Annotated in this window: 24 protein-coding genes, 1 tRNA gene and 3 pseudogenes; 11 read left to right on the top strand and 17 right to left on the bottom strand. The window is 58.6% G+C overall.

Annotated elements, in window-relative coordinates:
- The first annotated feature begins 26 nt into the window (after positions 1-26).
- On the top strand, positions 27-1,427 hold the full coding sequence (locus tag CAK95_RS11445) for an MmgE/PrpD family protein (protein ID WP_157699595.1): 1,401 nt from the start codon (positions 27-29) through the stop codon (positions 1,425-1,427).
- A gap of 574 nt (positions 1,428-2,001) precedes the next feature.
- Here the strand turns inward: CAK95_RS11445 and CAK95_RS11440 are convergent.
- Entirely contained in the window at positions 2,002-2,475 is a 474-nt protein-coding gene (locus CAK95_RS11440; protein ID WP_086088034.1) for a DUF3237 domain-containing protein, read from the bottom strand.
- A 149-nt stretch (positions 2,476-2,624) separates the two neighbouring features.
- Between CAK95_RS11440 and CAK95_RS11435 the strand changes: the two genes are divergently transcribed.
- Positions 2,625-4,268: a GMC family oxidoreductase gene (locus tag CAK95_RS11435; protein ID WP_183044242.1), complete on the top strand. Its 1,644-nt coding sequence runs from the start codon at positions 2,625-2,627 to the stop codon at positions 4,266-4,268.
- Positions 4,269-4,430: 162 nt separating this feature from the next.
- Here CAK95_RS11435 and CAK95_RS30455 read toward each other — a convergent pair whose 3' ends face one another.
- The 6 genes from CAK95_RS30455 to CAK95_RS11400 all read right to left on the bottom strand — a co-directional run bounded on the left by CAK95_RS30455 (position 4,431) and on the right by CAK95_RS11400 (position 9,418).
- The gene (locus CAK95_RS30455) at positions 4,431-4,646 is read right to left on the bottom strand and encodes an Arm DNA-binding domain-containing protein (RefSeq protein ID WP_086088032.1); all 216 of its coding nucleotides are present in this window, start codon (positions 4,644-4,646) and stop codon (positions 4,431-4,433) included.
- 254 nt (positions 4,647-4,900) lie between these two features.
- Entirely contained in the window at positions 4,901-5,968 is a 1,068-nt protein-coding gene (locus CAK95_RS11425) for an ABC transporter substrate-binding protein (RefSeq protein WP_086088031.1), read from the bottom strand.
- Positions 5,969-6,298: 330 nt separating this feature from the next.
- Positions 6,299-7,057 carry an ABC transporter ATP-binding protein gene (locus tag CAK95_RS11415; protein ID WP_086088029.1) on the bottom strand — a complete coding sequence of 253 codons (759 nt, stop codon included), beginning with the start codon at positions 7,055-7,057 and terminating at the stop codon, positions 6,299-6,301.
- Entirely contained in the window at positions 7,054-7,863 is an 810-nt protein-coding gene (locus CAK95_RS11410) for an ABC transporter permease (protein ID WP_086088028.1), read from the bottom strand. Before CAK95_RS11410 ends, CAK95_RS11415 begins: the two co-directional genes overlap by 4 nt.
- Positions 7,860-8,585: an ABC transporter permease gene (locus tag CAK95_RS11405; protein WP_245303716.1), complete on the bottom strand. Its 726-nt coding sequence runs from the start codon at positions 8,583-8,585 to the stop codon at positions 7,860-7,862. Before CAK95_RS11405 ends, CAK95_RS11410 begins: the two co-directional genes overlap by 4 nt.
- 50 nt (positions 8,586-8,635) lie before the next feature.
- On the bottom strand, positions 8,636-9,418 hold the full coding sequence (locus tag CAK95_RS11400) for a FadR/GntR family transcriptional regulator (protein WP_086088026.1): 783 nt from the start codon (positions 9,416-9,418) through the stop codon (positions 8,636-8,638).
- A 188-nt stretch (positions 9,419-9,606) separates the two neighbouring features.
- Between CAK95_RS11400 and CAK95_RS11395 the strand changes: the two genes are divergently transcribed.
- Positions 9,607-10,734 (top strand): iron-containing alcohol dehydrogenase, encoded by a 1,128-nt coding sequence (locus tag CAK95_RS11395; protein WP_086088025.1) that lies wholly within the window; start codon positions 9,607-9,609, stop codon positions 10,732-10,734.
- A gap of 378 nt (positions 10,735-11,112) precedes the next feature.
- A pseudogene (locus CAK95_RS30450) lies at positions 11,113-11,692 on the top strand (IS5 family transposase); the annotation flags it as partial.
- Between the two features lie 93 nt (positions 11,693-11,785).
- On the opposite strand, the gene CAK95_RS11385 reads toward CAK95_RS30450, so the two are convergent.
- Together CAK95_RS11385 and CAK95_RS11380 are read right to left on the bottom strand one after the other, a co-directional pair.
- Positions 11,786-12,748, bottom strand: a complete 963-nt coding sequence (locus tag CAK95_RS11385; protein WP_086088024.1) for an amidohydrolase family protein — start codon at positions 12,746-12,748, stop codon at positions 11,786-11,788.
- Positions 12,749-12,805: 57 nt separating this feature from the next.
- Positions 12,806-14,254 carry an aldehyde dehydrogenase family protein gene (locus tag CAK95_RS11380; RefSeq protein ID WP_086088023.1) on the bottom strand — a complete coding sequence of 483 codons (1,449 nt, stop codon included), beginning with the start codon at positions 14,252-14,254 and terminating at the stop codon, positions 12,806-12,808.
- 118 nt (positions 14,255-14,372) lie between these two features.
- On the opposite strand from CAK95_RS11380, the gene CAK95_RS11375 reads away from it, so the two are divergent.
- The 7 genes and pseudogenes from CAK95_RS11375 (at position 14,373) to CAK95_RS29145 (ending at position 20,917) form a co-directional block, all read left to right on the top strand.
- Positions 14,373-15,209 (top strand): VOC family protein, encoded by an 837-nt coding sequence (locus CAK95_RS11375; RefSeq protein ID WP_086088022.1) that lies wholly within the window; start codon positions 14,373-14,375, stop codon positions 15,207-15,209.
- 10 nt (positions 15,210-15,219) lie between these two features.
- Positions 15,220-16,008 carry a fumarylacetoacetate hydrolase family protein gene (locus CAK95_RS11370; protein ID WP_245303715.1) on the top strand — a complete coding sequence of 263 codons (789 nt, stop codon included), beginning with the start codon at positions 15,220-15,222 and terminating at the stop codon, positions 16,006-16,008.
- Positions 16,009-16,077: 69 nt separating this feature from the next.
- Complete coding sequence (locus CAK95_RS11365) at positions 16,078-16,860, top strand: IclR family transcriptional regulator (RefSeq protein WP_086088021.1); 783 nt, start codon at positions 16,078-16,080, stop codon at positions 16,858-16,860.
- The gene (locus tag CAK95_RS11360; RefSeq protein ID WP_086088020.1) at positions 16,860-18,527 is read left to right on the top strand and encodes a bifunctional 3-(3-hydroxy-phenyl)propionate/3-hydroxycinnamic acid hydroxylase; all 1,668 of its coding nucleotides are present in this window, start codon (positions 16,860-16,862) and stop codon (positions 18,525-18,527) included. The genes CAK95_RS11365 and CAK95_RS11360 overlap by 1 nt, the downstream gene beginning before the upstream one ends.
- A 49-nt stretch (positions 18,528-18,576) precedes the next feature.
- Positions 18,577-19,572 (top strand): Bug family tripartite tricarboxylate transporter substrate binding protein, encoded by a 996-nt coding sequence (locus CAK95_RS11355; protein WP_086088019.1) that lies wholly within the window; start codon positions 18,577-18,579, stop codon positions 19,570-19,572.
- A 656-nt stretch (positions 19,573-20,228) separates the two neighbouring features.
- A pseudogene (locus CAK95_RS11350) lies at positions 20,229-20,498 on the top strand (hypothetical protein); the annotation flags it as partial.
- Positions 20,492-20,917: a DNA cytosine methyltransferase gene (locus CAK95_RS29145; protein ID WP_120265397.1), complete on the top strand. Its 426-nt coding sequence runs from the start codon at positions 20,492-20,494 to the stop codon at positions 20,915-20,917. The pseudogene CAK95_RS11350 and the gene CAK95_RS29145, both read left to right, overlap by 7 nt.
- Before the next feature lie 384 nt (positions 20,918-21,301).
- On the opposite strand, the gene CAK95_RS29140 is transcribed toward CAK95_RS29145, so the two are convergent.
- The 8 genes and pseudogenes from CAK95_RS29140 to CAK95_RS11315 form a co-directional block, all read right to left on the bottom strand.
- The gene (locus CAK95_RS29140; RefSeq protein ID WP_147413636.1) at positions 21,302-21,589 is read right to left on the bottom strand and encodes a hypothetical protein; all 288 of its coding nucleotides are present in this window, start codon (positions 21,587-21,589) and stop codon (positions 21,302-21,304) included.
- Between the two features lie 43 nt (positions 21,590-21,632).
- Complete coding sequence (locus CAK95_RS11340) at positions 21,633-21,944, bottom strand: tyrosine-type recombinase/integrase (RefSeq protein WP_157699594.1); 312 nt, start codon at positions 21,942-21,944, stop codon at positions 21,633-21,635.
- Between the two features lie 48 nt (positions 21,945-21,992).
- Positions 21,993-22,157 (bottom strand): annotated as a pseudogene (locus CAK95_RS30445) (phage integrase central domain-containing protein); the annotation flags it as partial.
- Entirely contained in the window at positions 22,108-22,488 is a 381-nt protein-coding gene (locus CAK95_RS11335; RefSeq protein ID WP_086088017.1) for an Arm DNA-binding domain-containing protein, read from the bottom strand. The pseudogene CAK95_RS30445 and the gene CAK95_RS11335, both read right to left, overlap by 50 nt.
- A gap of 202 nt (positions 22,489-22,690) precedes the next feature.
- Positions 22,691-22,766 (bottom strand) — tRNA-Phe (locus tag CAK95_RS11330).
- 203 nt (positions 22,767-22,969) lie between these two features.
- On the bottom strand, positions 22,970-23,173 hold the full coding sequence (yacG, locus tag CAK95_RS11325) for a DNA gyrase inhibitor YacG (RefSeq protein ID WP_086088016.1): 204 nt from the start codon (positions 23,171-23,173) through the stop codon (positions 22,970-22,972).
- A 46-nt stretch (positions 23,174-23,219) separates the two neighbouring features.
- Positions 23,220-23,840: a Maf-like protein gene (locus CAK95_RS11320; protein ID WP_086091352.1), complete on the bottom strand. Its 621-nt coding sequence runs from the start codon at positions 23,838-23,840 to the stop codon at positions 23,220-23,222.
- A gap of 132 nt (positions 23,841-23,972) precedes the next feature.
- Positions 23,973-24,434 carry an arsenate-mycothiol transferase ArsC gene (locus CAK95_RS11315; RefSeq protein WP_086088015.1) on the bottom strand — a complete coding sequence of 154 codons (462 nt, stop codon included), beginning with the start codon at positions 24,432-24,434 and terminating at the stop codon, positions 23,973-23,975.
- Between the last annotated feature and the right edge of the window lie 7 nt (positions 24,435-24,441).

Raw genomic sequence — 24,441 nt, 5'->3', positions numbered from 1 at the left:
GCATGCTCGCTGGGCGAGGAACTATCATGAATGATCGGTCCGCGATTTCGGCGGCACTCGCCCGGCATATTCACGCGGTGCGATACAACGACCTGCCGACCGAAGCGGTCGAAGCCACCAAGCGGTCTATTATCGATGCAATCGGGGTGATGCACGCGGCGAGCGGCCTTGGCGAAGGCTGCGAGGCCTTTGCCACGCTGGCCAGCGCTTTCGGCGGCGTCGGAACAAGCACCGTGATCGGCTGGGGCTTTCAGACATCTCCGATCTTCGCAGCGTTTGCCAATGGCGCGATGGCGCATGCCCTCGACTTCGAGGATACGCACGATGCAACGCTGGTGCATCCGCATGCGGCCGTGGTGCCGGCAGCGCTCGCGGTTGCGGAAATGGCCGGCGGCGTGACCGGTCGCGATTTTCTGACGGCGGTTGCGACCGGCGCCGATCTCTCTTGCCGGCTCGCGCTCGGCCTGACCGAAAGCGTGGAAAAACGCGGCTTCTACTTCATCCCGATGCTCAGCGCTTACGGCGCTGCGGCGGCCGCGGCAAAGCTGCTCAAGCTGTCTGAAAGACAGATCGTCCAGAGCCTCGCGCTCGCTTCGTGCCAGGCCGTGTTCAGCGATGCGCTGGTTTCCCATCCGCCCTCGCATCTGCGGGCGATCCGCGACGGCTTTAGCGCCAAGGCCGGCGTCACCGCCGCATTGCTGGCGCAGCGCGGTATCGAAGCCTTCGACGAGCCGATCGAGGGACGGGGCGGGCTGTACGCGAATTTCGCGAGCGGAAAATTCGACGGGCCGCGACTGCTAGACAAACTGGGAAGTGTTTTCGAGGGTGCGAATGTCAGCATCAAGCCATGGCCATCATGCCGCGGAACCCATGCTTTTGTTGAAGCGGTGCTCGCCATAGTGCGCGAAAACAAATTTACCATCGGCCAGATCGAGCGAATCGACGTGAGAATCAGCCCGTTTTTTTCGGTGCTGTGCGAGCCGCCGGGGCAGAAGCGACGGCCGAAGACCGCGATCGATGCAAAGTTCAGCGTGCCGTTTACAATCGCTATCGCGCTGGCACAGGGCGGCATCACGCTCGACAGCTTTGCGTTGACCAATCTGGAAAACTCGAGATTGCACGCGCTTGCGGATCGAATTTTCCACGAGGTGGAGACGACGTGGCCATTCGAGCAATCGACGCGCGGCGTGCTGACGGTCGCGCTTGCCGATGGCCGCACCCTATCGCGCGAGGTCATCAAGCCGCTTGGTCATCCGCACAACCCGATGGATCGCGAAGCGATGACATGGAAATTCGTGGATTGCCTCGCCTCGGCGCGGCAACCGGTTGACGCAGATGCAGCGGAAGCTGTCGTCGCGCACCTCGCTTCGATCGGGCAACTTGCGGATATGCGCGATGTGTTCGGCGGCGCGCACCACGCCTCGTAGTCCGACGGAAAACTCGCCACTTCGCGGCACTTGACATTATTCCTATTAAGGACTATAGTCCTCAAATCCCACTCGCGAGGGGGCGCCGTCCGGAGGCGTTCGCATGGCGGAGTTGGACGCGGCGCCTGCGGGCGAGCTGACGCTAAGCTCGCACTCGGGCGGTGCCGGGGCTCCGCCCGGGACCACTAAGAGTCCCTGCCAGGAGCTGGCTGACCGGCGCTTCTCATTTCGATGAGAGGCGCGTGAAGCAAAGCGCGGCCCGGCACTGAACAAACGCTGCAAGACGGTGCGCCGAGAGGCGGCTGTGCGGCGCAAGTCGCGCAGCATTCAAGGAACGGCCCTGCGTCTGTCGGCGCGCCGTCCCCCCTCTTTCGTGACTCGGATGCAGAAACGCGTCGCGAGAATAATGAAGGTTGGCTGTTTGAAATTTTGAGAAGTGATGCTGATGCGCGAGCGAGACCGACATTTCCGCGCATCACCCGCGAAGCGGGACCCAGGACTGCAACTGATGACTTCGTTTTGGTCCCTGGTTTCCCGCTTGCGCCGGAACGAACATGTGGTCCGGCCTCACTCTTTAAAGCACCGCATAATAATCAAAGATCGAATGATCCGCATTTCGCCGTGCGGAGCCGACGATCACCGTACGCGTCAGCCAATCGTGCTTCCCGATCGGCGTCTCGAAGCTTGGCGCAACTCGCATGTAATACATCGACGGGTCGACCGACGGGTCGAGCGCTTCCATGCGAGCGGCGGTGTCCGGCGGCGCATGACGATAGCCGCGGTTGAGCATGTAGATCATCGTGTTATCGTCGGCTTCGAGCATATAGCGCGCGTCGAAGCCGACTGTGTGATCATCGCGGTAGAGCGCCCAGTCGCCGCCGCTGTTGGGGATCACCCGCCCGTTCAGCCGCGGTCCCTCGATCGTGCCGCCGGCGGCGGTCACAAAGCCGCGTGTTGAGCCCTGCGGAAGCGGACCAAATTTCTGCCGGATGCCAAGCTGCATCCGGATTCTGAAAACGAATTCCAGCGTCGGTTTCACCGGATCCATAGGCGCATCCTCCTTACATTCGCGCTCCAGACGCCTGCCTTGCAGAACGCTCGATTTGCCATTTCAATTTTGGAATGCGATTCTGTTAAATGAAACGACGCTGTCAATGGCGCGATGCGGTCCTGCCGGCCGCCGGAGGAATACGTTCCATGTCCGTCGCGACGTCGCAGGCCGGCGAGAACCGATACGACTACGTGATCGTGGGTGGCGGTTCGGCCGGATGCGTGCTGGCCGCTCGCCTGAGCGAAAACCCTGACATCCGCGTGTGCCTGATCGAAGCCGGGCCGCGTGATCGCAATCCGCTGATCCATATTCCGCTCGGCGTGATGCGGCTGATCAATCATCCGCGGCTCAACTGGCGCTACTGGTCGACGCCGCAGCAGCACGCAGCGGACCGGCCGATCTATCTGCCGCGCGGACGGGTACTCGGCGGGTCAAGCTCGATCAACGGCAGCATCTACATGCGCGGCCATCGCGCCGATTACGACGACTGGGCGAAGTGGGGAAATCCGGGCTGGTCGTATGCGGACGTACTGCCCTATTTCCGGAAATCAGAGAACAACGAGCAGTTTCAGGATTCGCCCTATCATGGACGCGGCGGGCCGATGAATGTCACCGATCTCGAAAGCTACAATCCGCTGGTCGACATCATGTGCGAGGCCGCCGAGTCGTTGCAACTTGCCCGTACCGCGGACTTCAACGGAAAAGAACAGGAAGGCTTCGGCCGCCGGCAGGTGACTGTCCGCCGCGGGCGGCGAGAATCGGCGGCGACAGCGTTCCTGCGCAACGCGCGATCGCGGCCCAATCTGACGATTATCTGCAACGCGCTGGTGTCGCGCATCGTATTCGAGAACCGGCGCGCCACTCGCGTCGAGTTCAAGCAAGACGACAAGCCGCGGTCATTGTCGGCAAAGCGCGAGATCGTGCTGGCGGCAGGGGCCTTCGCATCCCCAGCGATTCTGATGCGCTCTGGCATCGGCAACGGTCCCGCCTTGCAGGAGCTTGGCATCGGCGTGCTGCATCACGCACCACAAGTCGGCAGTAACTTACAGGACCACATCTCTGCCGCTGTGCAGTATTCGAGCCCAACCACCATGCCTTATGGCCTGTCGTTGCGCTCCATGCCCTGGCTTGCGTGGAGCTTCCTGCAATATCCACTGTTCCGCCGTGGGCTCCTCGCCAACACCATTCTACATGCAGGCGGCTTTGTGAAATCGCGGCCCGATCTTGATCGGCCGGATATCCAGTTCATCCTGCTACCGGCCGAGCGCACACCGGAGGGACGCGTGGGAATCGGCCACGGTTATGGGCTGGTGACGCTGCTCCTGCGGCCACGCAGCAGCGGCATCGTGACCCTCGCCGGGCGTGATCCCGACCGCGCGCCGGTAATCGATCCGCGCTTCTACAGCGAGATGGAGGATCTCGACGATATGGTGCGCGGTTTGCGCTTTGCACGGCGTGTGCTGGAGGCGCCGGCTTGGCAGCACGTGCGCGGCGAGGAGCTGCGGCCTGGCCCGAGCGTGCAGAGTGATGAGGCGCTGAAGGACTATATCCGCGCAACCTCAGTCACCTGCTTCCATCCCGTCGGCACCTGTCGCATGGGGCCGGATGCAAACGACGTGGTAGACGCGCAGCTTCGCGTGCGCGGGGTGGAGGGTCTGCGCGTCGTAGATGCCTCGATCATGCCGCGCATGATCGGCGGCAATACCAACGCCCCGGTGATCATGATCGCCGAGAAAGCGGCGGACATGATTTCCGGCAGGCCGCCGTTGCCAGCCGCGACAGGACTCTGAGCACGTTTCCGTCGCGCTGCCCTTGTTTTTGCCGTTGTCTGTTGATTTTGAATTGGCTTCTCGTTGCTTGCCCTTTTACTATCCATATGGCGTTTTGAAGCGGTGGACCTGCGGCCGACATGAATGCGGTGGGGTCTTCCCCGTCCAGAGGCAATGCGTTCCCTAATTCAATAACTTGTTTGGCGTCGTAGTTTTCGCGCGCGGCCTTGAGTCCGACGCCGGAGAAAGTGCGGAACGACATCGCCTTCCGCCGAAACGGTAGCGGTAGAGCCACAACTTGGTCCCGTTCGGTCGCACCAGGATGCTGAGACCCTGGCCGTCGGCAATGGCGTATTGCTTCTCCGCCGGCTTGGCATTGCGGACTTTTGTGTCGCTCAATCATCCATGGCAACGGTCCCTCGCAGCCAGTGCCAGTGGACCAGGCCCTTTCTACTAGGCCGTGAACCCATAAATCTGCCGGGCTGACGGCGCACTAGAGTCTGCTATGCCTCGACAACGGACCAAATTCCGCATTGCAATGACGCGTCGCGAAGTGCCAAGAGTCGACATAACCTTTTTAAGGGATGCAATTAGTCGGTCCTACAGGAGCTTAGTTGCCGCGCAGCAGCTACAGCATGCACGGCAACTGAGGCTCAAGGCTTGAACACGAAGCCGGGTTTAATCGCCACGTCCGTGGGAATGGGCTGCAGGTCTGAAAACAGATCCGGGTATGTCTTCATCACGTTCAGGATGAACTTTGGCTCGATATGCTTGTTGACATCGAAAACCGACTTGATCACGCCCAGCCGTTGCAGCGTATTCTGTGCTTTCCATAGCGCACGATAGTTGTGAGCGGAAATCCGGCGGTCCACTTGCTGGACGTTGTGCTGCATCGCAGTCTCCGCAACGTCGGGCTTAAGCCCGGGAATCCAGCGTGTACCAATGGCGGCGGCCTGCTTGGGATTTTTACGCATCCACTGGTCGGCCTCCGACACGGCCGCGAGGAATTTCTCGATCGTTGGCCCATTCTTCTCAACCCACGGCCTCAGCGCAATATTGAAGCCTAGATAGGAGATGACATCGCCTCCGCGAATGACCTCGATAGCGCCCGGCACGTCCTTCATGGCGATCACCGGTGCCGGGTCCCAGGACACAAACGCATCCACGCCCTTGGTAAGCAACGCCACGCTCATCTCCGGCGGCGGCGTGTTGATCAGCGTCACGTCGGTCGGCGCGAGGCCGGCCTTCTCAAGCAGGCCAAGAATGTAGAGATGGTTGATCGTGCCGAACGAGGTCGCGATCTTCTTGCCCTTAAGGCTCTTGAGGTCGCCCTTGGCTATGCCCGAGTCCTTGCCGGCGATCAGCGCGAGTGTCGCGTCAGAGCCGAGCTTGGTGGCATTGCCGCTGAAATTGCCGAAGAACACCAGATCCATGCCGCGCAGAATGGCGCCGATGGCCGGCACGCCCGCTTGCACCATGTCGGTTTCGCCCGCCTGCAACGCGTTGAGTGCATCGATGCCGGTGGCGTAGGGACGAGCGATCGTCACATCGAGCCCGTATTTTTCGAAGAAGCCGCGCTCAACTGCAATCGGCAACGCCAGCATGTCCACGGCATTAACCATGCCGACCTTCAGTTTTATGGGATCCTTTGCCTGTGCCAGTGCCAGTGCCAGTGAGGGCAGCAGCAGCAAGGCGCAAAGTTGCAACATAATCCGTCGCATTCGATCATCCTCCTGGTTGAAGCGGCTCGACGCGCGTGACCCAGTAAGGGCGGGCAACGGTCGTCAGGTCCGCTCGTTTCACTCCCCGAACTTCAACGGCGTTTTCTTGTGTCCCAGACACCCTGCCGTAGGTCTGGAACAGTTGGACGTGAAATCGCTCCGGTGGAAACGGAAGGGTGACGACTATGTTGACCCTCTCCGGAGCGCCGGCAAAGTTTACAAGCTTGTATGGTGCGGCGATGGTCAGCCAAAGCTGCCAAACGAGGTAGCAGCCCGCGACCGCTAGCAGGATGTGTGCCTTTCGCGATCTGAGCGCATCGCGCAGCATGGTCAGGCCGACCGCACGAGTTGAAGCACCCGACCCGTCAGTTCCTTAAACCGTGCATCATCGTTCAGCGCCTCCCACGAGCGCGGCCGGGGTAAGTCCACTGCAATCTCTTCGAGCACGCGTCCCTTTGACAGCGCCACCACCCGGTTGGCTAGAAAGACGGCTTCTGAAACATCATGAGTGATGAAAATGACGGTGGGACGCTTCTCCTGCCATATGCGGGTAAGCTCTTCCTGCAGCGTCATGCGCGTCTGAGCGTCGACGCTGGCGAAAGGCTCGTCCATCAGCAGCACATCTGGTTCGTTCGCCAGCGCGCGGACCACCCCTACACGCTGCTGCATGCCGCCCGACAGCTCTGCAGGATAGCGCCCTGCTGCCTCGGTCAGTTTGGCAAGTGCCAGATACTCATGCGCAATCTTCTCGCGCTGGACTTTGCCGACGCCGCGCATCTTTGGGCCAAAGGCAACGTTCTCAAGCACGGTCCTCCATGGGAACAACGCGAACGATTGAAACACCACGCCGCGGTCAGGCCCTGGACCATTCACCGGCCGCCCATCTAGTAGGATCTCGCCGCCTGTGTGTGGAATAAACCCTGCGATCATATTGAGGATCGTGGTCTTGCCGCACCCTGACGGCCCCACGATGGAGACGAATTCGCCCTGCTGCACGTCCAGCGATACATTGTGCACGGCGGTGACGTTGGTGCCGGCATAGAGGTCGAAGTATGTCTTCGACAGATTGCGGATGACTAGATTCTTCACCGCGTCACCAGCCCCCAACGCTGTCCGGTGGCCCGCTCGATAGGCGTAAGGATCCAGCCGTCGACGATGTACCAGAGAATGCCTAGGATGATCATGCCCAGCAGAATCTCAACGACCGACCCGGCGCGTCGCGCGTCGAACATGAGAAAGCCGATGCCGCTGGTGCCGACGATAATCTCGGTCGCGATCAGCGCGCGCCAACCGTAGCCAAGCCCGTTGCGCAAACCGGTTATGATGTTGGGGAGTGCGCCCGGCAACACTACTTCCCAAAGCAGGCGAGCGCGCGATGCACCGAGGCTAAGCGCGGCGCGATGCATGTTGATGGGGATCGAACGGACTCCCAGCACAGTGTTCAGAACGACTGGGAAAATTACCGTGTAGACGATGATGACCGTCATGGTGGTCAGGCCGTATCCGAACCAGATCACCAGGATCGGTAGCCAAGCGATGTCGCCAATAGCTTGGAAGAATAGCAGCGGCGGCCATAGTGCAGTGTGCGCTCGCGGGCTAAGGCCGACCAATATACCGAGCGGAATGCCGAGCGCGATACCCCAGAACGCGCCGACGGCGAGGCGCACCATGCTGTCCTGAAGATACTCCGGAAGGACTCCCGTATAAACCAGCGAACCGAATGAGCGCACCACTTCCGCCGGTCCCGGCAGGAACACGCTTGGAAATATCTGCAGCTCGGTGACGATCCACCAGGCCGCGATCAGGGGAATGAACGGCGCGATGGAACCGATCGACGGCCAGCTCGCCGTCAGGCGCACGTAGTGACTCCATATCTTGAGCAGAAATGATTTCATGCCCGCTGCACCATGCCCCAGCGTTCGATGGTAGCGCGCTCGATCGGTGCCAGGAGCAGCCGGTCGAGCAGTAGCCACAGCACGCCGATCACGATCATGCCGAGCACGATCACTTCGGTCTTGTAAAAGTCGCGCGCCACAAACAGCATGTAACCGAGGCCGACATTGGTGGCGATCATCTCGGCTGCAATGAGCCCGCGCCAGGCAAAGCCAAGCCCGGTGCGTACACCAGTGACGATGTTGGGAAGGGCGCCTGGTAGCAACACCTCGGTCAACATCGCCCATGGCCCCGCACCGAGGGATGCGGCCGCATTGCGCACGTGCAGAGGAATGGTCGATACGCCAAGCAGGGTGTTGTACGTCACGATGAAGAACACGGCATTGAAGATCACAAAGGTGATGGCGCCGAAGCCGTAGCCGAACCATAGCGTCGCAATGGGGATCCACGCGATGCCAGCCAGCACCGAGAAAAACCTGAACGGCGGTGTCAGGAAGCTGGAGACAACCGGACTGACGCCCATGGCGACGCCTAGGGGAATGGCGACCAATAGCGCGAGTACCGTGCCGACGACGACGCGCAGCAGGCTCACACCAATATGCTGAAATAGGCTGCCGTCCTGTATTCCCTCGATGCCAGCCTGCACCACGGAGGTGATGTGAGGAAACAACCGAGGGCTGACGTTGAAGTACGGGACCAGAACCGCCCAAAGGATGAGTAGCACTGCAAATGGAGCACAGAACCAAAGTGCTGAAGAGAGCGAGTGCCGCGCCATTACCTTTGCCTCACATCATCGGCGTCACCTGGTCGACCTTTGCGACGCCTGGCCCGACTATCTCGCTTAGCCAATTTGGATTGGGTATAGCCAAGCACGTCCTCCATGGCGCTGCGCGCTTTCTTGGCGTTACCTTCCTCGATAGCGCGAGCAGCGGCGGCATGATTGGCAAGATTTTCTTCGAACCAGCCATCGACGCTGTCGACGGCAACTACAAAGACAGCGCTCAGAATTGTGTCGATGGCGCCGCGAAAGCCCTGCAACACCGGATTATGCGTGGCGTCCAGAATCGCCAGGTGAAACGCCTTGTCCGCCGCGGTTGCGCTGTCTTGGCTGTCAGAATTCTCCATCGCTCGCAGCGCTGCATTAATATGCTGCCGGTCGTTCTTGGTGGCGCGTGTGGCCGCGAGCGCGGCAGCGGCTGGCTCAATGATCGAGCGGACTTCCTGGACGGCCAGCAGTAATTTGAGGTCGGGTTTGTCGTGGCCTACCAGCCAGCTCAAGACGTCGCGATCGAGAAGGCTCCAATCGCGCCGTGGTAATACACGCGTGCCATGACGCGGCTGGACGCTGATGAGCCCCTTGCCCGACAGCGTTTTGATCGCCTCACGAACTACGCCGCGACCCACACCGAAGCGAGCCTCGAGATCACTCTCGGGTGGCAGCACTGCGCCAGCCGGGATGATGTCCTGAGCGATCTCACGGCCGAGTGTCGTCAGGACAGCATGAATGCGGCCGGGCTTCGAACGCTTTTCGGCAGATTTGGTGCGTTTGGTACGCATGTATCTGTTTGCTCCCGGCTGCCGGCTCTTTGGCCAGCTAGCGTGTTCAGCTTATACCGAAGCCAATTGCCGGCGCAATCATCCGATGTTAAACATCCGATGAATAAAGCCATGCTGTGATGCAACACCTGCTGTGATGCAGCGCATGCTGTGATGCAACATTTGCGTCGGTTGCAGGGAGACTGACCATGGCGACCATCGGCTATCTGACAACGACGATTTTCGATTTCGGCGCGATCAAGAGCCTGCCGACCGAGTTGAATGCGCTTGGCATTCACCGGCCATTGCTCGTCACAGATGCCGGCGTACAGGAAGCCGGCATTGCAGCGCAGGTGCTAAGTCGCCTCGATCAATCCACTGTCACAGTGTTCGCGGGTACGCCACCGAATCCGACGGAGGAAGCGGTGCGTGAAGGCGTCGCAGCCTACTGCGACGGCGGCTGCGACGGCGTCATCGCGCTCGGCGGCGGTTCGCCGATTGATCTTGCCAAGGGCGTGGCGTTAGCGGCCACTCATGAGGGGCCGCTGGAGCAATATGCGGCTATCCGTGACGGAGTCAGTAGGATCACTGCGAAGGTCGCGCCGGTGATCGCTATCCCGACCACTGCGGGAACGGGCAGCGAGGTCGGCCGAGGTGCTTTGCTCAACCTGACCAACGGTTCAAAACTGGCGTTGATCAGTCCATATTTAATCCCGAGAAGGGCGATCTGCGATCCTGAACTCACGCTGGGACTGCCGCCGTTGTTGACGGCGGCGACTGGCATCGATGCGCTCACCCATTGTATTGAAACGTTCCTGTCACCGCTGATCAATCCGCCAGCGGAAGCGATCGCGCTCGATGGTGCACAGCGCGCGTGGCGTTTCATCCAGCGCGCTGTGACAAAGGGCGCCGATCGCGAGGCGCGTTGGGAGATGATGATGGCGGCGCTGGAAGGCGGGCTTACATTCCAGAAGGGGCTCGGCGCAGTGCATTCGCTGTCTCACGCTGCCGGCGCGTTGCGCTCGCCGACCCTGCATCACGGCATGCTGAACGGCGTGTTCCTGCCGCACGTCCTGCGGTTCAACGCTGGCCATGTTGGCGAAAAATACGCCACACTGCGGAATCTGTTTTCGCTCGATAATAACGCTGATCTGGCCGAGGCCATGGTTCGTTTGCTCAAGAGCCTGGGTCTGCCGCTGACGCTGAGCGAGATGGGGTTCCGACAGGAGCACATCGCCGCAACAGTGACCCGGGCGATGGCGGACCATTCCAATGCCACCACGCCGCGCCGCCCGTCTGCCGGAGATTTCGAGACGCTGCTTCGCGCCGCGCTGTAGTTCGAAAACTCGTTCGGCGGTGATTTCGATTTTGTCCAGTAAAATTCCCTGTTCTTTGATAATATTTCCCTATTCCGTTGAGTACCCGGACAAGCCGCCAACTACTGGACACTCATCGCCAACATACTCTGGCGCTTCACGCATCAAATTCGTTCCGGCGACGTAGTCATAGCCCGAAGGGGCCGTAAGCAACTTGCAGCAGTTGGCGATGTGATGGGCCCAACCTACTATGCTCGGAGCAAGAACCCAGCGTTCCCTGACCACCATGTTTCCTACCAGTGGGCATCTCCAGCCGAACGTTAATGTCCCAGATGGGTCAATCACGACCGGGTCGATCCAGCAGCAAATCCGGCGATGTCCGTTATGCCCCCGAAAGCATACAATCGCTTCGTCCGGTGGAGGCAGGCTGGCATCTGGGACCAGATCATGGATTCGTTTGCTGCCAGTCATGATGCGGCGGTGCAGATGATCGATACTTCCATCGTGCGTGTGCACCAGCACGGAGCCTATATCGCGGACAACAATCACCAAGATATGGGTCGCTCGCGAGGGGCCTGACGAGCAAAATTCACGCTGTCGTGGACACCAATGGCCTGCCGGTCCATCTCGCTCTCACGCCCGGTGGCTCATGACAACCGGCTGTGTTCGGTTCTCCTCAGCGCCTTGCCTCCCCAAACGATGTTGCTCGCGGATCGCGGCTACGACGCGGATTGGATCAGGGAGCTTGCTCGCCAAAAGGAGCATGGGCGAACATTCCGCCGAAACGAAATCGTAAAGACCGATCTGCTTCAGCCCGTATCTGTATCGCGCGCGCAACCTGATCGAACGGTTCTTCAACAAGATCAAGTAATGTCGGCGCGTCGCGACCCGATACGACAAACTCGCCGCCAACTATCTGGCGTTCGTCAAACTCGCATCAATCCGAATTTGGCTGCGTGCTAATGAGTCCACGGCATAGTGTATCCCGGCCTCACGGCACGCAACCGCAGGTGCGCAAATCGCACCACAGCGGGACGTCATCCTTAGAAAGCTATTGAAGCGCAGAGCATGTTCACAATTTCAACAATGCGCGAGCGTTTCCGCCGAGGATCTTGGCCTTGTCCGGCGCAGACAGACGAGTCGATTTCATCCACGCCACCGCCGGGGCACTCTCCGATACGAAAGGCCAGTCGACCGCAAATAATATGCGGTCGACACCAAGTTCTTCGATACAGCAATCAAGCGCCGGTGTTGAAAAGAATCCGCTCGTTGTGACCCAAAAATTATTGGAGAAAATATTTCGGAAACTGATCGACTTTTGTCCGGGCCGCGATAACGCTTGATCAATTCTCCAAAGCTGAAAAGGCAGAGATTCTCCGAGATGTCCGAGAATGATCTTCAAGCGAGGATAACGCTCGAACACGCCGGACACAATCAATCTCACCGCTTGCGTACCCGCCTCGACAGTATATCCCCAAGCTGGCCGAGCGATCATCGGAAAGTCGGTCGCATAGTCACTGTAATACGCTTCAGCGACGGACGGATGCGGGTGAGACGGATGAAGATAAATCGGAACATCAAGCGCCTCAGCACGCGCAAATATGGGCCAGAATTTCTTCAGGTCAAGAAATTCCCCGTTCGACAGTCCGTGCAGCATTGCACCCTTGAAGCCGAGTTCAACGCAGCGCTGTAACTCGTCCGCCGCAGCTTCTGGTAACACAGTCGGCAGGGCTGCAAAGGCGGCAAACCTTTCGGGCCGTGAGGCTACCGCGATGGCCAGCCGGTCATTCACCCTCTGCACCAGAGAGACGGCGATATCCGCTGATAGCTTTTGTGCGGATGGTGCACCATGTGATAAGACCTGTATCTGAATGCCAGCACGATCCATATCCTTAATGCGATCACCTTCGAAATCGCGCAGGCGCCTCTCAATCTCATCGGCGCGCTTTCCCTCGCTACCGGCAAAATATGCCGAAAGCTCTGCATCCCAATAATGCTCTTCAACCGCAACGATTGCAGACTCAGGCCTGTTCATAGCGAGATCACTTCATTTCACGGATGGTGAGAGCTTCCGGTGATCGTCCGATCATGATCACAACAGGATCTGAATCGATTTGATCTCTGTGTAGCTGAGCAGTTCCTCAAGACAGCTCTCGCGACCTACCCCGCTATTCTTATAGCCTCCGTAAGGCGTGCCCTTGAAATGATTGCCGACTCCATTGACCCACACCATTCCTGCTCGCATACGGCGCGCGGCATTGAGCGCACGCTTGATATCATTGGTCCAGATCGCCGCCGTTAATCCGTATTCTGTGGAGTTGGCGCGATCAAGCACAGCCTCCTCATCAGACCAGCTCATCACCGACAGAACGGGTCCAAAGATTTCCTCTCGAGCTATCCGCATTTGCGGATGAACGTTGGCAAAGACTGTCGGCTTGACCCAATAACCGCGGGCAAAGGCTCTTCCCTCTGGCTTCTCTCCGCCAGTCGTCAGTTTGGCACCATCTGCTATTCCGGATGCGATCATCGCATTGACGCGATCCATCTGGCGCAAGGAATTCATCGGTCCCATTTCGGTCGCCGGATCGAGCGGATCGCCGAGCTCTATGGCGGCAACTCTTTCGGTCACCAAATCCACGACCTCGTCATAAATTGAATCGTGCACCATTAGCCGGCTCGTCGAACCGCAAGACTGGCCCGACCACCCGAAATTCATCCCGCCAACAGCAGCATTTGCGACAGCCCCAGGGTCCGCATCTGGATATACGATAAACGGATTCTTGCCTCCCAGCTCAAGCGATATGACCTTGATGCCAACTTCAGCAGCTGAACGCTGGATCGCCATCCCAGTCGGGACAGAGCCGGTGAATGCAATGCGCTTTACGTTTGGATGACGGATAATCGGTTCGCCCGCCGAAGGACCATCACCCGTCACAATATTCACCGTACCTGGAGGCAAGACCTCTCGACAAAGCTGCCCGAGAAGATGCGCTGACAGCGAACTTGTCTCAGGAGGCTTTATGACGACGGTATTGCCCGCGGCGAGCGGCCCGCCAATGCCACGCGCCGCGAACATTAGCGGATGATTAAACGGTACAATTCGCGCCACGACACCGAATGGCTCACGAACGGTGAGGTGAAGATTCCTTGCACTTGCCGGGACAGTTTCGCCTTTCAATTCGCTCGCAAGCCCGGAATACCATTCAAGCTGCTCCGCGGCAGCCTCGATGTCGAAACTCATCTTTGAAATAGTATTGCCGGTATCGGTCACTTCAGTTTTGAGAAGGGCGTCCCCTTCCTCGCGGATCCTGCCGGCCAGGCGCTTCAAATATCCAGCACGCTCCTTGATATCCAGCCTGCCCCAAGCGGGCTGCGCTGCTTCAGCGGCAGCAATCGCATTATTGCAGTCAAGCGCATTGCCGCGAGGAAACCTTCCAATCTTCTCCTCGGTCGCCGGATTTACGGAATCAATCCAATCTCCGCTCTCAGATTGAACAAGATCCCCGCCAATAAGCATCCGGCCATCGACTACCTCAAGCATTCTTCTTCTCTCTACATATTTGATAGTTTTTGATATTGCTATCAGATATAATCTTTGTCATTCTCATAACATGAGAACCAAGGTCGGACAACCGGCATTCACTTTGACGAGGATTTTTATGTCTCTATCAGCCGTGCAGGCGAGTGCGTACCTCCATCACCTTCACCTTGAGAGTGCAGACCCAGACAGATTGTCGGCCTTTTATGCTTCGGTGATGTCGATGGAGCGTTCGAGATTTGAAAACGGCTGGATCACGCAAGGGCCGGCAAGGCGACTGATCATCAGCCATGGCAAAGAAAAGAGTCTCGCATCGGCGGGGTTCGCTGTGAGAGACAAAGAAGGCCTGGAAGGCCTCAAGGCTCGTGCGCAGGAACGGGGCCTGAAACCGGAATCTGTTACTGAACCCTTTTTTAGCAGCGGCGCCTTCTGTGTGACCGACCCGGACGGCAACAAGATCGTGTTCGGACTCTCGTCTGGCGACAATCACACAGAAAAACCAATTCGGGGCCCGCTTCAGCACCTTACACTTGCAACAGCAGATATCGCGGCCATTGAGGACTTCTATTCAAATGGCCTGGGCTTTTCTGTCTCGGACAAGGTTGTCCGCGAAGACGGAAAGCTGATGACATGCTTTATGCGAGGCAATCACGAACATCACAATCTTGCGTGCTTCCTCCAAGATCGGAAAGGAATCGACCACCACTCCTATGAGGCGGGAGAATGGGACACAATTCGAGACTGGTGCGATCACTTCGCACGTCACGATGTCCCACTGATGTGGGGGCCTGGCCGGCATGGCCCGGGAAACAATCTCTTCATTTTCATCAAGGATCCGGACGAGAACTGGATCGAGGTGTCCGCAGAACTTGAGGTCGTTCACGACCGCCAAGTAAAGACATGGCCTCACGAGGAGCGAACCCTGAACAAGTGGGGTCGCGCCATCATGCGCGCCTAAGGATGCTGCAATGAAGTATATTTCTTTCAACGTCAGAGGTCGTTCTACCTTTGGCTTGTGTGTCGGCAAAGGCATTCACGACCTGGGCATTCGCCACAGTCACTTGGCGCCGGACCTAAAGGCATTCCTCAAGCTGTCCTCAGAAAACAAGGCGCCAAAGCTGTCAGCAGCACCTGACCAAGACTACGATGAGGATGAGGTGCGATTTGAGCCGGCCGTTCCGAATCCCGGCAAAATTATCTGCGTCGGCCTCAATTATCATGAGCACCGCAAAGAAACCGGTCGCGCCGACTCGCAATATCCATCGATCTTCACCCGTTTCGTAGACAATCTGATCGCGCATGAGCAACCGATTCTATGCCCCGCAATATCGACGGACTTGGACTATGAGGGGGAGCTGGCGATCGTCATTGGCAAAAGCGGTTATCGGATTCCAAAGAACCTCGCCATCGAACACATCGGCGGATACAGCTGCTTCAACGACGCTACACTGCGTGATTGGCAGCGACACACTCATCAGTTCACACCGGGCAAGAATTTTCCTGCAACTGCTCCACTCGGGCCTTACCTGGTAACACCGGACGAACTGGATCGCTTTGGTGATCGTCATATCGAGACACGGCTTAACGGTAATCTCATGCAATCGGCGCAACTAGGCGACATGATCTTCACGGTTGAGGATGTTATTTCCTATGTGTCCAGCTTTACGCCTCTTACTTCCGGCGATGTCATTGCGATGGGCACTCCGGGGGGGTGTGGGCTTCAAGCGTACGCCACCCTGCTTCATGAAACTTGGTGACACCGTTGATGTCTTCATCGATGGCATCGGCCGTCTTCGAAATCCAGTACAGGCGGAGGCTCAATAGACATGGCTGGACTCTCGCGCTTTTTAAGTGTGCTGAGGCTTTTCGACGAAAACAAAAGTACATGGACAGTGCCCGATATAGCGCAAAGGCTTAAGCTTCCCGTTAGCACCGTGTACCGAACTGTGCGCGAGCTCACAGCGTCTGATTTTTTGGAGCCTGCTCACGAAGGGCACTATAGACTCGGGGCGTCTTTCGTAGAGTTTGATCGCCGGATCCGGCTCACCGATCCGCTCGTCCGCTTTGGGCAGCCGATGCTGCGAGAAATTGGCGCGCAAGCAAGGCTACCTTGCATCGCTCTGCTCGCGCGATTGTACGGCGACACGGTGATGTGCGTTGCGGATTTCGGAACGGACCATGAAGGAATCATCTCGAGCTACGAGCGAGGACGGCCGATGCCCCTCACGCGAGGCGCGACCTCGAAAATGATTTTGGCAGAACTTCCCGGACGTCGATTGAAGAAGTTGCTCTCCATCCAAGCAGCCGAGTCGCGGCGACCTTTCCGCCTTAAGCCCGAAGAACTAATGGAAGAACTCGCGTTCACAAAGAAGCGCGGCTTCAGCATTACACGCGGTGAGATCGATAAAGGGTTGATGGGAATCGCAGCCCCCGTCGTGGCAAAAGACATGGGGATCGCAGCGAGCCTCAGCCTTGTCGTAAGGGCAGCCGACATCGATGCCAGCATCGAACGTCGTTTAACCCTGTTGCTGGTATCGTCTGCAAGCTTGCTGACTGCCGAGCTGACACATCCCATCGATCGTCGCCACGGTGCTGCGAGAGCCGGCTAATGGTGAAGGTCTCATATGACGTCGCTATCGTTGGCGCTGGACCGACCGGATTGACGCTCGCGAATCTGTTGGGACAGTTTGGCGTTTCGGTCATACTCATTGAACGCAGGAACGGCACCGTGACTGAGCCGCGCGCCGTGTCGATCGACGATGAGTCTCTGCGAACCATGCAAGCCATTGGCCTCGCGGAGGCCGTGATGTCGGACTGTGCGTTGGATTACGGCTCTTACTACTATTCTGAAAAAGGGGACTGCTTTGCTCGAATCGAACCGACGACGCGAGAGTATGGCTTTCCTCGCAGAAACGCCTTTGAACAACCACGGCTCGAACGCCGACTTCGTGAAGGCCTTTCGCGCTTTACAAATGTAACGGTCTTGTTCGGCTCGACATTTACCACTTTCAAGGAGGCTGCTGAGTCAGTCCATATTTGCGTGGTCGGAAACGACGGCGAGACCTTCGAAGTCGAGGCGGCCTACCTGGTGGGCTGCGATGGCGCGCACAGCAGCATTCGTGAGAGCATCGGCGCATCACTGGTCGGAGCGACGCATCGAGAACGCTGGCTTATTGTGGATCTGGCGGCGACACGCGAGCAACTTCGTCAGACCCGGGTCGTGTGCAACCCCAAACGGCCAATGATCACCTTGCCGGGTCCAGGCGGAATTCGACGGTATGAATTCATGCTTTTCGACCACGAAGCCGAAACCGCGGTGACCGATCCAGAGTTCGTCCAAACCCTGCTCGCTGAAAACGGACCAGATGCCGGCATGCCGATTGTCCGTCGCCAAGTCTATACGTTTCATGCGCGCGTGGCAGATCGATGGAGTACGAACCGAGTCTTTCTCGCTGGAGATGCCGCTCATCTTTCTCCGCCATTTGCCGGACAGGGCATGAACAGCGGCATCAGGGATGCGCACAATCTTGGTTGGAAACTGGTCGCTGCTCTTTCCTCAAAAGCAGATGCAGACGTTATCTCCAGCTACCAAATGGAGCGCGAGCCGCACGTTCGCGCCACAATCGAACTTGCGCTCAGTATGGGGCGCATCATGATGCCGCGCACGCGGTTCGAGGCATGGCTCACGCGCATTTTCTTCAAGATGCTGCGCTTTGTTCCACCATTACATCTCTACTTTGCTCAGATGAAATACAAACCGAAGCCGTTTTATCGTAGCGGCTTCCTGATCAGCGAAACCGACTGCCCCGGCGTTGTGGGAAGGATGCTTCCGCAACCTGTGGCCGAAATAAAGCAGCAAGAGACGCTGCTGCTCGACGAACTCCGCGGTAAGGGGTTCACTTTGATCGCTTATGGACGTGATGCTCAGCACGTCATTAAAGAAGCGATGGCGTTTGACTTTGGTCCGAGCGTTGACGCAAAAATTGCGATTTTGCCGCATTCCTTCAATCCGACGACCGATGACGATAGCGGATATGTGCTCGCGCGAGACGTCCACAATATGCTTAGGTCGTTTCTGAGCGGCGTGGATGCGACTAGCCTGCTTGTCGTCCGACCGGATGGGTATGTTTTCGCCGCAACGAGGTCTGCACCTGAAAGCCTCGAACGTTTCGCCGCGAATTGCCGTGCGCGCCTTAAACACATCAAGTTTGAACCTGCGCCGCGCGGCCGGATAGGCGAACAGAAAATGGGTCATCTAGCATCTGTGGGAAGCTAGGCGCGCCTCGCAATAGCGCCCGAAACAAAAATCAAAGAGGGAGACGACCATGATTATTGAACAGTTCGTAGCAAAAACGCCCAGACTTACGGCGCAACTGGCAGCGGTATTATTGGCGATTACAGGACCGGTATCTGGCGCAAAAGCCCAATCCTACCCGAACAAGCCGATTACAATCATCGTTGGCTTCGCGCCCGGCGGGCTTATGGATACAGTATCGAGACTGTTCGGCGAACGCCTTTCAGCGAAACTTGGACAGCCTGTCGTCGTGGAAAACCGCGGGGGCGCGAATGGCAACATCGCTCATCGGCGTGTCGCGAGTGCCGAACCGGACGGTTACACAATACTTGGCGCGACACCTACGCTCGCAGTGAACGAAACAATCTATCCACACCGCCGCGGCTACAGCGCAGACCAGTTCAAAACGGTAGCAATCGTTGCCTCATCGCCGGAGATGATTTCAACTCACCCCGCCAACGCGAAGACTCTCAAAGAGTTTCTTGATTCTGCGCGTTCGACCTCAGCCCAATTTGGCACAGCTGGGACGGGCAGCATGTCGCACATTGCGATCCAATACTTCTTTGAAAAACTGGCAGACCTGCCGACGACTCACATACCGTTCCAGGGTGGCGCACCTGCGGTCAGCGCCGCCTTGGGTAACCAGATTCCGCTTGTGGCAGCTCCGCCAGCGTCTGGCGCAGCGTCCTCAGTGAGGTCGGGCGGGCTTCGAGGCCTCGCTGTAGCTAGCGAAAAGCGCCTTTCCATCCTTCCCGACGTTCCCACCTTTGCGGAACTCGGATATCCCAATTTCACTTCATTGGTGTGGGCGGGCTTTTTTGTGCCTGCCAACACACCAGCTGAGGCGACTGCGACACTCAGCAAGGCAATCGGCGAAATCCTCAAAGAGCAACCGATACTCGCTAGACTCGAGCAGATTGGCTTCGAACCGATATTTCTCGATCAAGAATCGTCGGAAAAACTTTTTCGATCCGACATCTCGAAATGGAAAAATATGATCGACGCAATCGGACTGAAAATTGAGTAGTACGCTTGCTCCGACAACCGGCATCTCCCGCGATTGTAACTACAATGAGGATCACGGGCTTCGACCATTTTCAGATCACGATGCCTCCGGCCGAGGAACCCACGGTGCGGCAATTCTATTCTGGTATTCTTGGCCTGACCGAAATCCCAAAACCTCCCAACCTGGCATAGAGAGGAGGAATTTGGTTTTCCGTCGGACCGCAGCAATTACATGTCAGTATTGAAGCCGACGTCCGACCTTCTCGAAAGGGCCATTCGGGGGCGCGGAGCGCGCGGGAGGGGGGCCAGTGCCGGCGTGCGGAGCCGGGCTGCGCGGCGGGCGAAGCGGATCAGATCAGTTCAGATGGTTATGGCGATTTGCCGCTTTGCGCGCGGGCGGCCCCGCTCTGCAACAGCCGGCACTGGCGGGGGAGCGAGGGGGAAGCCCCTCGCTCCCCCGGTGAGCACAGTCGTTTCTTGTCCTTGATGTGACGAGTCGCGAGCTTTGGGCTGTTTGCCCGCTTCTATAAAGGTGCGGCCGCAGGAGCGTCCGTGGACGCGGAGCCGACCGCGGCTCCGAGACCGGTTAACAGGGCAGCCGCAGGAGCGCGAACATAGCGGTCGCTACGGCGACGCGCGGGACCGACTGCCCCCGGCGAGGGGCACCGAACTCTCGGCAGCCCGGACCTGGTCTTTTCTGCCCGAAGAAAGGTAATCTTCGTGCATGGCTGTTACTGGCATCGACATCGGGGGGCGCCGATTCGCATACTCGCCCAAGTCAAATGTCGAATTCTGGAGCAGAAAATTCGATTTGAACGTGGCGAGAGACAGGCGGACGGAAATCGAGCTGAAGCAATTGGGCTGGGAGGTCCTGACCATATGGGGCTGCGAAGTATCCGACATCGAACGACTTCGGAAGAAGCTTGTGGAATTTCTGAGCGATGCTGACGCCTGAGCAGCACGCGGCCAGAGCCCGAAAGATCGACCGCCTGAAGGCCGGCGCAACTCCGCGCGCCCTCGAGTTATGCTCCGGCTGTGGAGGGCTGTCGCTTGGGCTGTCCGCTGCCGGCTTTGATCTGACTGCACACATCGAAATCGACCCTAACTCGGTCTTTAGTCTGCGGCCGGCTTCGGCTCAATCGGGATTTTTGTTATTTTTCAATAAGGTGAATGGCGCGCCGGAAGGGATTCGAACCCCTGGGGGGGCCGCACCTGAAGTTGCTCATTGCGGCCAAAGGCTGCCAAAGCCGCATGCACGAAATTGCCAGCGTCTTCCCGGCCGTCCGATTTTTACTCTCTTGCACGCAGGTGTTCGCAGTGGCAGCGGACAACCTTTGATCGACACCTTTAGCAATGTAAATCGATGAGTTGGTACGCATGTGTTGCCAAGGACGCTTACGGAAATGCCAACTTCGCGCACCCGAACCTGTCCGATTATAACGGGGACTATCGAAGCACCTGCGAGATCAATGCCTGATCATGACGGCCCCAAACGGCGACGGATCGTCGAGTTCAAGGATGGCTGCCGCTATGGCAAATTCGGAAAGACGAAGGCTTACGAGTTGATCGCTCAGAAGCGAATCAGGTCTACAAGATGGGGAGCAAGACACTAATCGATCTCGACAGTATCGACGAATATCACGCCACGTTGCCGAGGGTAGAGCGAGGGCCGTTTCCCAGGCAGAGTTACGCCGCAGCACGACGGGTGCGCCGTGTACGCAGGCTGTCGAGGCGATCGGCCCAATGCTGCATCAAACGCACCCGTTCGTGCCAATACGCGGCCCGATTATAGATGCCGCGGATCTTATTCTTGTCGCCTTTGCCAAGCTGGCGCCGCACCACCTCGTCGCGGGCGCCGCATCTTTTTTTTCTTCCATCTCATGAGCGAGCTGGGCTTCCACCACATCACCGTCAAAGGCACCTTCCTCGTTCAGCAATGTCGAGGCGGTGGAACGAAAGCCGTGCGCGCAGTGATCGCCACCGGGGCGGGTGTCGTATCCCATGATTCGCAGCGCCTTGTTGATCGTGTTGTCGGACATCGCACGTCATCATCGTAGGAGAACAAGTAGCGGCCTCCGCCAGTTAGGGGCGCAGCTCGGCAAGGATAGCGAGCGCCTGCCGTGACAGCGGCACTTCGTGATCATCTCGCATCTTCATCTTCTCGGCGGGGATCAGCCATACGCGGTTCTTCTCGTCGAACTCGGTCCATTCGGCCAGCCGCAGCTCGCCGGGCCTCACCATGGTCAAAGCAATAAGCTTGAGCGCGTAGCGCACCAGCCTGCCATTCTTGGCGTCGTAAACCTCGATCCGGCGCATCAGGTCGCCGACATCGTCAGGGTCGGTTAGCGCCGGGCGGGGATTGCTCTTCGGAGCCTTGGTGAGCGCGTGCTTCAAGTCGCGGGAGGGGTCGCTGGTGCAATACGAAGCGCCGATACCAAATTGGAAGATTCGCGAGGCCGTCGAGCGTAGTCGGCCGGCGGTATAGTACCGACCGCGAGCCTCGACGCGCCGCATTGCCGTCAGTAACTTGGGTGGTTCAATCTCGCACAACGGTCGATCACCGATTTCGCGATTGAGCTGACCAAGATTCCAGCGTTCCCGCTTGATCGTCGCCTTGGCCTTGTTTTCCTTTTCGAGCTTCGTGGTCGCCCATCGCCCATTCCTCCCCGACCGCGCGAAAGGTGTGCTTCAGCTTTTCGTTTTCCTGGCGCTTCGCCTCGCGCACGACAGCTGGGTCCTGCCCCTGATCGAGCAGCTTTGCTGCAGGGAAAATGCCGAACGACATGTTTTTGCGCTTGACGCCGAAACGGTAGCGGTAGAGCCACAGCTTGGTCCCGTTCGGCCGCACCGCGACGCTGAGCCCTTGGCCGTCGCCAATAGCGTACTCCTTGTCCGCAGGCTTGGCATTGCGGATTTTCGTGTCGCCCAGTTCATCCATGGGAATAGGTCCCTCGCAAGCGGGACCGCCAGTATACCCGGCCTCTCCAGTATACCCACAGTATACCCGAAGAAGCCGGATGCCCGCGGACGATCGCGAACAACGTCGGGCGTCAGTGCACGCTGAAATGCCTGATTTTACGAGAGTTCTTGCAGATCGGCGAACGGGTTCGGACGAGAAAGAACGGGGCCGGAATGGCCAATGGTGCCCAGGGGCGGGATCGAACCACCGACACTGCGATTTTCAGTCGCATGCTCTACCAACTGAGCTACCTGGGCGCCGGGCCCCTGACGAGGGCGGCAGGCATATCACGGCGAAACACCGGATATGTAGTCCCGAAGGAACCTGAAGCGCGGGGCGTTATAGAGGCCGGGTCCGGCCCTGTCCACCCGCCATTCGAGCATGATCCGGAAAAGTGGATACCAGTTTTCCAGGCGGATCCTGCGCATCCCGGAACGCCTGCAAATCTGCCGGCGATCATTTATTCTGCTTCCGGGTCCTGCGGGCGGGGCCGCTCGGGATCGTCATCGGTCTCGGCCACAGGGATGGCGTAAAGGCCGGTCAGCCAACGATTGAGATCAATGTCGCCGCAACGGCGCGAGCAGAACGGCCGGAACTTTTCCAGCGATGGCTTGCCGCAGATCGGGCATGGCTTGTCGGGGGCGAGCGGCGGACTGCTGGTCATGATGCGAAGATAGGATACGCTACGGCCGATGGAAGCTGCCGGAAGGTCAGGTGTTCAGCCAGCCGAAATGGATCGGGAAGCCTTCGCCAGAGAGTAGAGCCAGCGTTTCATAAAGCGGCAGGCCCACCACATTGGTGTAGGAGCCGACCAGCTTGACCACGAAGGCGCCGGCCAGACCCTGGATGGCATAGCCGCCGGCCTTGCCGCGCCATTCGCCGGAGGCGAGATAAGCCTCGATATCCTCGCCCGACAGCCGCTTGAAACGCACACGCGTTTCCACCATACGCTGCCGGAAACTGCCGTTCGGGGTCACGAGGCAGACGGAAGTATGGACACGGTGGTTGCGGCCGGAAAGGAGGCGCAGGCATTGCGCCGCTTCATCCAGCAACTCCGCCTTGGGCAGGATGCGGCGGCCGACCGCGACGACCGTATCGGCGGCGACGACATAGGCGCCCCGCAGTTCCTCGTTCAGCCGCACAGCTTCTAAAGCGGTCTCGGCCTTGGTCCGCGCGAGCCGGGTCGCGCAGGCCCTCGGCAATTCGCCCTTGTAAGGAATTTCGTCGATATCGGCGGGCTGCAGCGCGTCAGGCTCGATGCCGGCCTGATTGATCAGGGTCAGCCTGCGAGGCGAGCCGGAAGCGAGGACGAGTTTGGGCCGGCCGATCATGGATTGTCTGATTCGATCATGTGCGGTCGCCGGCTGGCGCGCATCCGGTGAAGCCTTGAAACGGCGCAACACGTATCGGAATCGCCGCACTTTCACAACCGGGAACGCCGCTTCGAAGCGCTGCTATTACCGTCATTCGTTGGTCCGCGCCTTTTTGCCGAAGCGATCCCTGATCCGCTTCATCAGCATGTCACGCACCTCCCGGTAGGCATCGAGCCTTTGTTCGCGATTGCCATCGATTCCGCTCGGATCCGGGGTTGGCCAGTATTCCACATCGGCGGCAAGGGTTCTCGTCAGATCCAGTGCCTTGTGATGCGCTTCCGGCGACAAGGTGATGATGAGGTCGAAATTCAGCCCATCCCATTCGTCCAATTGCTCGAAGGTATGCGGTTTGTGCTTGGTGATATCGAGCCCGATCTCCTCCATAGCCGCGATCGCGAACGGGTCCGGCTCGCCCTCCTTCACGCCGGCCGATCCGGCGTAAATGGACTTACCGTAAAGGTGCCGCAGCAGCGCCATCGCCATCGGCGAGCGGATCGAATTCTGGCCACAGGCAAATAGCACCGATTGCGGCTTGGCGGGGGGCGACGTCATCGCTGCC

The sequence above is a fragment of the Pseudorhodoplanes sinuspersici genome (genome assembly GCF_002119765.1).
Classification (GTDB): domain Bacteria; phylum Pseudomonadota; class Alphaproteobacteria; order Rhizobiales; family Xanthobacteraceae; genus Pseudorhodoplanes; species Pseudorhodoplanes sinuspersici.
The sequence above is the reverse complement of the archived record's forward strand: the minus strand, read 5'-3'. Positions and strand labels throughout refer to the sequence as shown.